Origin of the sequence: Bradyrhizobium sp. CCBAU 45321 (genome assembly GCF_028128975.1) — a bacterium.
GTDB lineage: Bacteria > Pseudomonadota > Alphaproteobacteria > Rhizobiales > Xanthobacteraceae > Bradyrhizobium > Bradyrhizobium yuanmingense.
On sequence record NZ_LFKZ01000015.1, the window covers coordinates 288,240 to 297,364 of the forward strand.

The following is a 9,125-nucleotide window of genomic DNA, read 5'->3' on the forward strand; positions in this document are numbered from 1 at the left end:
AACCTCTCGTCAAGGATTTACGGTTAAAACTTTGCTCAAGGGGATCGACCACGCCGACAAGGGCGGGCAACGGCAGACAGAGCAAACGGAGCTCACGCGGTACGGGCGTTTGTAGCGTTGGTGCCGGAGTTAGCCGTTATGCGTGCGAAGCAGAGTATCCTTGGCCTCGTTTACCCGGGCAGCGAGATACGTCGAGCCCCCCTGGTCGGGATGGAGTTTCTTCATCAGGGACTTGTGGGCCCGGCTGATGTCGTCGCGCCCCGCTCCCGGCTGCAAGCCAAGGATCTGATAGGCTTCCTCCGCCGTCATTTTGCTGCTCGCCGCCGTGCGGCGCTGCCGCCCTGCCGTATCGCCCTGCGCGTTCTGACACCAAGCGGGAAACCGGCGGTCCAGATAGCTTTCAAGTAAGGCCACGCTCTCTGCGTCGAACGTCGAGACCATCGCGAGCAAGCCGGCGAGATCGAATTCGTCGAGATTGCGCCCGGCATGAGGCCCCGCAACGATCTGGCCGGAAAGCTGGCCGGAATCGTGGTCGAGCCGCATGTCCAGGAATTGCGAGCGCACCCGCGAGGCCTGCCCGGACGGGCGCGTCGCACCGCCGCCGAACACCCCGCCGACATTGCCGAAGCCGGCTTTCGCGAGTGGTGTCCAGCCGAGCAGGCCCGCGCCGAAAATTCCGAGCGGGATCGCAACCGCCAGCTCGCCGCGCAAGCCGGTGAAGGCCGCAACCACCAGCGCCAGCACGCCGCCGCCGAACTTGAGGGTGCGCGCCAGCACCGCTGGATTGGCGGAGCGGAACATCTGGAGCAGCAGGTACAGCGTGATAACGGCGACAGCGCCGGCGATCAGGGTCATGGCCGGAATATAGTCGTGCTGTTGTAAAAAAGCATGGCGTCCAGCGCCGCAAGCCGCACCGGCCGGGCCGCTATTTCATCTGGCTGATCAGCTTCGCCGCGCCACTCACGCTTCCGGCCAGCTTCAACAGCGCCTCACGTCCACCTGCGGCATAGGCCGCAGCTGCCCGCAACAGCTCGCGCAGCTGCGCCGCCGCACCGGGATCGAACCGGCACCAGGCACCGCCAGTCAGCCGCGCGATCTCGCGGAACGCCTGTTCGGCGACCGCGTCATGGCCTTCCTGAAAGACGAATACGGGCACCTTGAGCATGCCGAGCTCGCCGGCCTTGGCGCAGAGCTCGTCGATGTCTTCCTCCATGGCATCGCCGACGAAGACCACGGCCCGCACGCCGGATGCGATTGCCTCGCGCCTGGCCTCGCTCAGGACCTTGCCGATCTGGGTATCGCCGCCGCGGCAATCGATCTTGCTCATCAGCGTCGCCAGCCTGGCGCTGTCTGAAATCCAAGCCGTGGCGCGGCACTCGTTGAGGCCGCGATAATAGACCAGCCGGATGTCGAGACTGCCGAGCGCTGCGGTCTCGCGAAACATGTCAGCCTGGAGCGCGCAGGCCATGTCCCAGGTCGGCTGCCGGCTCATGGTCGCATCCAGCGCGAAGATCAGCCGCCCCCTCGCGCCCGGGGCATGCGGCGAGAGGGTCCGCGCCTTGGCAACGAACGCGGCGATGTCTTCCGAGGTCGAGGTTTGCGCTTGCGGCAGCACGCTGTCTGCTCGCGCAGTGACGGCATCGCGGCCGCGCGGTTTGATGGGTTCGCCCGACATCGCTGCTACACCTTGCGTCAGCAGCTAATGTGGTCAGCACATGCGGCCCGGTCAATGCGCAAAGCCTCCGCAGGCGGGTACCGGCGGAGGCTTCGAGGATTGGTGCAGTCGAGCGGCGACGTCAGCTCGGCAAGCTCTTGGAAGTTAGCTCTTGGAGGTCAGCGCTTGGAAGTCAGATCTTGGAAGTCAGCTCTTGGCAGGAGCCATCAAGGCAACCGGGCCCGGCTCGAGGATCTTGGGCGGGGCGGACTGCGTGTCGACCGGCGCGATCTCGCTGTCGGTCGCGCTCAGGAACTTGTCGAGCATGCTCTGGATCGAGCTTTTCGCCACATCCGGACCGGTATCACGCATGTCGTTGTGCTGGAACTCGGTCTTCACGACCTGAATGCCCGCCTTCTCGCATTCCTCGTCGGTCGGAATCACGCCGGCATCGGCCTTGAACTGCGGATCCTGGGAGCGGAACGACAGGATCTTGAACTTGCCGGCGGTGACGAAGGGCACGCGCAGATTGTCGAGGGTGACGACCTTCTTGACCTCATCCGGATACTGCTTGGCGAAGTACATAGTGATGTCGCCGCCCATGGAATGGCCGACCATCGTCACCTTGTCGTAGTCGGCGTTGGGCTGAACCTTCTTCATCTCCTGCACGGCGAGATGGATGTTGGCGACACCGCGAAGTATCTGCGGCAGCCGGCCGACATAGAGCTCGCCGGGCTTGGTGACCATCGGAGGATCAGTCGGCAGATCGTGCTGCGGGCTCATGACCATGTAGCCGCGCGCAGCGAAGATGTTGGCGAGGAAGCCATACTCGGTGTTCTTGACGGTGTTGCCGTGATTGATCACTGCGACGGGCAACTTGATCATGCCGGCATTGGCCTGCATTTCCTTGTCGCGGCGCACCGCGATGGACACGGGCACCGGACGGTTGTCGCGCGAGGCATCGTAGAACGTGATGGTCTCGTGCCTGATCGCCCACTTGCTCGCCGTGAAATAGGCGATGCCGCAGAGGGCACTGACCGAAACCAGAACGGCAATTCCACGCTTCATTTTCGTCCTCAGCCTCAGGCCTAAGCGGCCTGAATCCCTGTTGAAAATCGTGTTCTCCGGGGCTCTTCGTCCCCTTGTCGCCTATTCCCTAATATATGTCACAGCAGCGTGACAGGAAGGCTAAATGTTGTGAACCGGCAGCCCTTTCATTGTGCGTTGCACTCGTTCGGTGAGCACCCCATTCTCATACCGCTACGTGAGGGTGCAGGTCCCTATTCGACGCAACCGGTCTTGATCGGGTTCGACTCGCGGTAAACGCAGGGTGAAAACGCACGCGGCGCAGTCCCGGTTCCCGCGCCAGCCGAAGGCCCGGATCGGCCGGGAGTAGCCTTATACCGCGAGGTCAGGCGCCAAGGATATCGTGGACCTCGAGCGGCTTGTCGACCTGGCTGAACCACTCGGCCCGGTTGGCCGCGCGGCGGCGGCCGCGCTCGTCGAGCGGGAGCTTGAGCTGGCGGAGCAGGCTCGTCACCTCCTCCCGCGCGGTGAGATGGCCGAGATTGGGCCGCATGCCCAGCGTGGCCTCGTCGATATCGTCCAGGGCGGTCAGACCCCGCGGGAAGAATTCGCGGTACACGACGCGCTCGGCGAAGCCATCGACGTAGCGGAAGCCGAGCCGCAGCGACAGATCCTTCAGGCCCTCGCCGACGAGCTGCTTGTTGCGCGAGCCGAGCATCGACAGGCGGTTGCGCACGACGATCCAGTCGGTGGTCGCGCCGTCGAGCTGGCGTCGCTTGCGCCTGACATCACGCACCATCTCGGCGTAGTGGCTCTCGCCCGTCACTGCGTAAGTCGCGGGATCGACGGTGCCGAGCACGTCGAAATCGAGGAAGCTGTCGTTGATCGGCGTGACCAGGGTGTCGGCCATCGAATGCGCGAGCCGCATCAGATAGCTGTCGGTGCCGGGCGTATCGATAACGATGAAGTCGAAGCTGCTCTCGACCGCGGAGACGGCTTCCATGAACTGCTGGAACTCGGAATTCTCGTTCTCGGCAATCTGCATGGTCTCGCCGAGCTTGATGCAGCGATGCACCGGAAGCTCGAGGTCGAGCTTGGTACGTTGCGCCCAGGCGGACCGGTTGCCGATGTAGCGCGTGAAGCTCTGCTGGCGGCAGTCGAGGTCGATGGTGGCAACGCGCTGGCCGGCCTTCAGAAGCGCAACGGCGATGTGCAAGGCCGTGGTCGATTTGCCGGAGCCGCCCTTCTCGTTGCCCAGCACGACCACGTGCGCCGAGCCGGATTGGCCTTGGCTAGCCTGCACAAGCATGGCGATCCTCAACACCCCTTGCGAATATCTTCGAGTTGACCGCGTCACCGGTCAAGTGAAATGCGTGACAGGAAATGCAAATTGCAATGCGCCGTTCTTCACGATGTATCGCGGCGCCGTCTTTCGTCTGTGAACCAGTCCACAACGTCGCGACGTTCTACGCCGCCTTGCGCGGGATGCTGTGCCGCATCCGGATGCATGGCGTCCACGATCTCCGCTTGTTAAGGTTAGCCGGCCGGGGGCGACGCCCGCACCTGCGCCCCTTCCCAATCGTCGAGTCCCGATGTCAGCAAGCCCATTGATCGCCCGCACGGTCCCTGCCCTGCGACGCGCCGTCGACCATCTCCGCAAGCGAAAGGCCACGATCGCGCTGGTCCCGACCATGGGGGCGCTCCATGACGGGCATGTGTCGCTGGTTCGCCTCGCCAAGCGGCGCGCCAGCCGCGTCGTGGTATCGATCTTCGTCAACCCGACCCAGTTCGCTCCGACCGAGGATTTCGGCGCCTATCCGCGCACCTGGAAGGCAGACATCGCCAAGCTCGCGGCCGAGGACGTCGATATCGTCTGGCACCCGGGCGTCGCGGCCATGTATCCGGAGGGGTTTGCCACCCGCATCGTGCCGGAGGGGCCGGCGCTCGCCGGCCTCGAGGACCGCTTCCGCGCGCACTTCTTCGGCGGTGTCGCCACTGTCGTCGGCAAGCTGTTCACGCAAGTCCGGCCGGATGTCGCGATCTTCGGCGAAAAGGATTTCCAGCAATTGCGCGTGGTGACGCAGATGGCGCGCGACCTCGACCTCGGCGTCAAGGTGATCGGCTCCCGCACCGTGCGCGAGCGCGACGGACTCGCGATGTCCTCGCGCAACGTCTACCTCTCGCCCGAGGAGCGCCAGACCGCCATTGTCCTCTACCGCGCCATGAGAGAGAGCGCCGGGCGCATCCGTGCCGGCGATTCGATCGCGCCGGCGATGGCCGGCGGTGCGGAGATGATCAAGGCGGCCGGCTTGGTGCTCGACTATTACGAGGTCCGCCATGCCGAGACGCTGGCACCGGTCACCTCGCGCAAGGACGGCCCCTTGCGGATCCTGGTCGCGGCCAAGCTCGGCACCACCCGGCTGATCGACAATATGGCTGTTTAGAGCAGTCCGAGGTCACGCAGCTCGCGCCGCATCGGCTCCGGCATCGCCGCAATCGAGCCGGCCGCGGACTTGCCGAGATCGGCCGGCACGGAATCGTCGGTCAGATAGCGCCAGCCCTGGAACGGGCGCATCGGCCGCGGCGAGACCGAGATCACTTTCGGCTGCATCACGATCCGGCAGCGCCCGATGCCGTCCTTGTCGCGGAACGGCTCGATGCCGATGATCTTTTCGCGCGCGGCAATCTCGCCCTTGATCACCCAGTAGAGCGAGCCGCCGGCGAGGATCTCGGCGTCGCGCTTGGGCACCATGCGGGTGATGTGGATGTGATGTTGCGGCAGACCCTTCTTCTTGGCGGTCTGCATCCGTTCGGCCACCCACTCCTTCAATTCCTTGACGGAGTCGCAGCCGACGGCGAGCTTGATCAGATGGAGTGGCATGCCCAAGCATTAGCCGGGCAACCCAGCATTTGGAATGCCGATCTACTCGTTATCCGCAGGCGCGGGAGCGGCGGTCGAGGCCGGCGGCGGCGCGAGCGGAACCGGCGCCGCAGGCGCACGCGCAGCCTTTTGGGGCGGCGGCTTCTTCGCAGCCGGCGGGCTCGATGCCGGAGGCGCTGCGGCCTGTGCGGAGGCCGCGGCCGGCGCACGCGGTGCTGCCGCCGCATTTGCGGCCGGCGCGGCCTGGCGGGTCGCCGCCGTGGGCTCCGGATTCATGATGCTCACCGGCGGCGTCGAGGACGCGCTCGGGAACTCGGCATTGGTCGGCCTGCCCGTCGGCATTGACGGCGGCAGTCCGGCGAGCGCGGCGTTGGCGGGCATCGCCGCTGAGGCTGCTGCGGGCGCGTTCCAGGTCGGCGCATAGCGCGCGACCAGGGTCTCGTAGAGATGGGAGTCCATGTTGGCGGCAACCTGCTGCTGGTCGGTCAGCGAGCGGAACGCAGCGCAATCGAACTGCGTGCAGCCGTCGCGCGCCACCAGCACATGTGCAACGAGACCGTAACGATCCCGCTCGAGCGACTTGCGCAGCACCTTCATGTCGAGGGTCAGGCTCTTCTCCGCCGTGGCGACATCGCCGAGCCCGGTCAGGCGGTCGATCCTGGCGGCGGTGTAGGAGACCGCCGCGGCCGCAGCGTCAGGCGCGCCGAACAGCGCCTTCTCGCAGCCGGCGCCAACGGCATCGCCGGCGAGATCGTCGAGACAGGACAGCGCAGGCAGACTCGCGCTCACCACAGCTTGCGCGCGCGCTTCGGCCGGAGCGGACGGCGCGTCCGGTCCATAGAGACGCACCGTGGCTGCGCCGGCGATCGCGATGGATAGCAGGGTAATGACGGTCAGCGCGCCATTCGCGACCGATCTGTCGGCGCGCAACAGCGTGATCAGCAGAATCAATCCGAAGAATCCGGCAGCCGCCAGGGTCATCCAAATCGGGAAGGCCGGCGAGAGCCAGATTTGGTCGAGCGAAGTGGCCCATGCCCAGTTCATGCGCGACGTCCCCTCACGCGAGCAAAGAGCGGATGGTCAAGCGAGCACCGCGAGTCGGCAACTGCCCCGCCCACCCTTGTGAAGGTGAAGCGGGCCTTTTGACGGCGGCAGAGTACAATTCCCGGGAGGCGCCTATGCACTGACGGCGTCAGCCTTCAGGAGAGCGCGAGCTGGCTTTCCTTGGCGACGCGCTCGAAGGCTTCGGTCGAGCTTTTGATCCGATACTGGCAGTCGTCGCCTTCGGTCGGGAGCAGACGGATGACCTCATACGCGCCGCTCGCAGCCGGACGCGCGACATTGCTGGCCGTGAACAGGACGCGCGTTCCCACGGGGAATTTGTGCTTCAACACCCTCTCCATTACTCAAACAGCGCCCGCCTCGCCCAGTGTCCCACTGCGAGGGCCGGCCGGAAACCCGGGCGGGTGTATAGCACGCGTCCGATGCTTTTGGCCAGCGCCATGCCGGCATGGCCCGCGCACAATTTTTGCAGTTATTTCAGGATGATAACGGGGCAGCCGGTGGGGCGATGATACCAGCGGAGCTGCTTATTCCGCCGACATGTCGCAGGCCTGTCGCACCCTCCTCCGATCGGCTGGCGTCCCCGCCTCCGGCCGGCGCCGGTCGGACTGCCGCTCAGGCGTCCTCGAACTTGGCTATGACGAGCGTTTCGGCCAGTGCATCCCGGGTCCATTCCTGGAACGCCGGCAGCGCCATCATGGTCTCCATGTAGGCCCTGGCGTCCGGCGCCACATCGATCGCGTAGGTGCGAAAGCGGTGCACAACGGGGGCATACATGGCGTCCGCCGCACCGAAACGGCCGAACAGGAACGGTCCCTGTGCGCCATAGCGGGTGCGGCACTCGCGCCAGATCTCCTCGATGCGCGCGATGTTCGCCTTGGCATCCGCCGACAGCGCCACGGCGCGGATCGGCCGATGCAGGTTCATGCCGCATTCGTTGCGCAGCGCCACAAAGCCGGAATGCATTTCGGCGCATACCGACCTGGCATGCGCGCGCGCGGCGACGTCCTCAGGCCAGAGCTTCGCTTCCGGATAGCGCTCGGCGACGTACTCGATGATGGCAAGCGAATCCCACACGGTGACGTCGCCGTCGACCAGCACGGGCACCTTGCCGGCGCGGCTGAAGGACAGGATCTGCGCCTTGTCGGCGGGATCGTCGGTGTAGAGCGGGATCAACGTCTCCACGAACGGGATGTCGTTGGCGCGGAGCGCGAGCCAGGGCCGCATCGACCATGACGAGTAGTTCTTGTTGCCGATCGCGAGTTTCAGCGCAGCCATGTCACTGGTCCTTCGTTGAGTCCTGCAGTTGCAGCCGCTTTTAGCGCCATCGCCTGCCGCCAATCAATCGTTGCTGCGTCCTCTCCTGCGTGGCAATCGTTGCGATCCTTGCCAAGAGACAGACATGAGACCGACATGAGCAGGCATTGGGTCGACATTACCGCCGTCGGCTTCTTCATCATCGAATGGCTGGCCTATGCCTTGACGCTGGAGCACTCGGCCTATGGCCGCGACAGCCTGTCGGCGCGCATGAACCGTTATCGCGAGGTCTGGGTGCGCCGGCTGCTCGAGCGCGAGACGCGGATGGTTGACATGCAGATCATGGCCTCGCTGCAGAGCGGCACCGCCTTCTTCGCCTCCACCAGCCTGTTCGCGCTCGGCGGCGCGCTGGCGCTGCTGCACGCCACCAACGACGCGATCACGATTTTGAGCAAACTGCCGATCGACCTCAGCACCTCGCCCGCTTTGTGGGAGCTGAAATGCGTCGGCCTGGTGCTGATCTGCGTCTACGCCTTCTTCAAATTCGCCTGGGCCTATCGCCTGTTCAACTATGTCGCCATCCTGTTCGGCGGTATGCCGCCGGCCTCGCAGCGCGACACCCCCGAGGCCGAAGCCCATGTCATCCGCACCTCGCGCCTGTTCGAATCCGCCGGCCGCCACTTCAACCGCGGTCAGCGCGCCTTCTTCTTTGCGCTCGGCTATCTCGGCTGGTTCGTCAGCCCCTGGGTGCTGTTCGTGACCACGGCAGCGGTCGTGGTCGTGACCTGGCGCCGGCAGTTCGCGTCCAGCGCCTGGGCCGCGATGGCACCGGAGGCGGTGAAGGGTGATGAGGGAATCAAGCGCGGTCATTGAGGCACGTGTCCCGGACGCGATGCAGCGCGAAGCGCTGCTTCGCCGAGCCGGGACCCAACGCCACACGGATTGCTCGGAGACATGGGCCCCGGCTCTGCAGCGCACCGTCGAAGTGACGCTGCGCTGCGTCCGGGGCACGAGAGCGTGTAGCGCTCGCACTCTCCTCCTCGTCGTTGCGAGGAGCCCTTGCGACGAAGCAATCCAGATTCCCGCCGCGGAGGGATTCTGGATTGCTTCGCTGCGCTCGCAATGACGGAGTACGAGGTAGCAGCGTCGTTCTTCTCTCTTGCGTTTCGATTCGCAGACGCGCCTTCGCATTCTCGCAGCGCATTTCGCCCGAGCTTTGCTTCGTCTCGCTGCCCTCATATGCAC

At 65.2% G+C, this 9,125-nt stretch carries 10 protein-coding genes; 2 read left to right on the plus strand and 8 right to left on the minus strand.

All coding sequences use genetic code 11. The features are described 5' to 3' along the window. Positions 1-129 precede the first annotated feature (129 nt). From ACM43_RS04165 to ACM43_RS04180, 4 genes are all read right to left on the minus strand, one after another. Positions 130-855 (minus strand): DnaJ domain-containing protein, encoded by a 726-nt coding sequence (locus tag ACM43_RS04165; protein ID WP_271538220.1) that lies wholly within the window; start codon positions 853-855, stop codon positions 130-132. Positions 856-925: 70 nt separating this feature from the next. Next, complete coding sequence (locus ACM43_RS04170; RefSeq protein WP_271538222.1) at positions 926-1,675, minus strand: VWA domain-containing protein; 750 nt, start codon at positions 1,673-1,675, stop codon at positions 926-928. Between the two features lie 186 nt (positions 1,676-1,861). Next, positions 1,862-2,722: an alpha/beta fold hydrolase gene (locus ACM43_RS04175; RefSeq protein WP_157286663.1), complete on the minus strand. Its 861-nt coding sequence runs from the start codon at positions 2,720-2,722 to the stop codon at positions 1,862-1,864. 343 nt (positions 2,723-3,065) lie between these two features. Continuing rightward, positions 3,066-3,989 (minus strand): division plane positioning ATPase MipZ, encoded by a 924-nt coding sequence (locus tag ACM43_RS04180; protein WP_271538225.1) that lies wholly within the window; start codon positions 3,987-3,989, stop codon positions 3,066-3,068. 283 nt (positions 3,990-4,272) lie between these two features. Here ACM43_RS04180 and panC point away from each other — a divergent pair, with 283 nt between their 5' ends. Then, a complete protein-coding gene (gene panC, locus ACM43_RS04185) occupies positions 4,273-5,124 on the plus strand; it encodes a pantoate--beta-alanine ligase (protein ID WP_271538227.1) in 852 nt (283 codons plus the stop codon). On the opposite strand, the gene ACM43_RS04190 is transcribed toward panC, so the two are convergent. The 4 genes from ACM43_RS04190 to ACM43_RS04205 form a co-directional block, all read right to left on the minus strand. Further along, positions 5,121-5,561, minus strand: coding sequence for a DUF1489 family protein (locus tag ACM43_RS04190; protein ID WP_036015220.1), 441 nt, complete (start codon positions 5,559-5,561; stop codon positions 5,121-5,123). The genes panC and ACM43_RS04190 overlap by 4 nt on opposite strands. Before the next feature lie 42 nt (positions 5,562-5,603). Further along, positions 5,604-6,605, minus strand: coding sequence for a hypothetical protein (locus ACM43_RS04195; RefSeq protein WP_271538230.1), 1,002 nt, complete (start codon positions 6,603-6,605; stop codon positions 5,604-5,606). Between the two features lie 155 nt (positions 6,606-6,760). After that, positions 6,761-6,964 (minus strand): hypothetical protein, encoded by a 204-nt coding sequence (locus tag ACM43_RS04200; RefSeq protein WP_085969273.1) that lies wholly within the window; start codon positions 6,962-6,964, stop codon positions 6,761-6,763. Between the two features lie 274 nt (positions 6,965-7,238). Next, on the minus strand, positions 7,239-7,901 hold the full coding sequence (locus tag ACM43_RS04205; protein ID WP_271538232.1) for a glutathione S-transferase family protein: 663 nt from the start codon (positions 7,899-7,901) through the stop codon (positions 7,239-7,241). A 135-nt stretch (positions 7,902-8,036) separates the two neighbouring features. On the opposite strand from ACM43_RS04205, the gene ACM43_RS04210 reads away from it, so the two are divergent. After that, positions 8,037-8,753, plus strand: a complete 717-nt coding sequence (locus tag ACM43_RS04210) for a DUF599 domain-containing protein (RefSeq protein ID WP_271538234.1) — start codon at positions 8,037-8,039, stop codon at positions 8,751-8,753. The last annotated feature ends 372 nt before the right edge of the window (positions 8,754-9,125 follow it).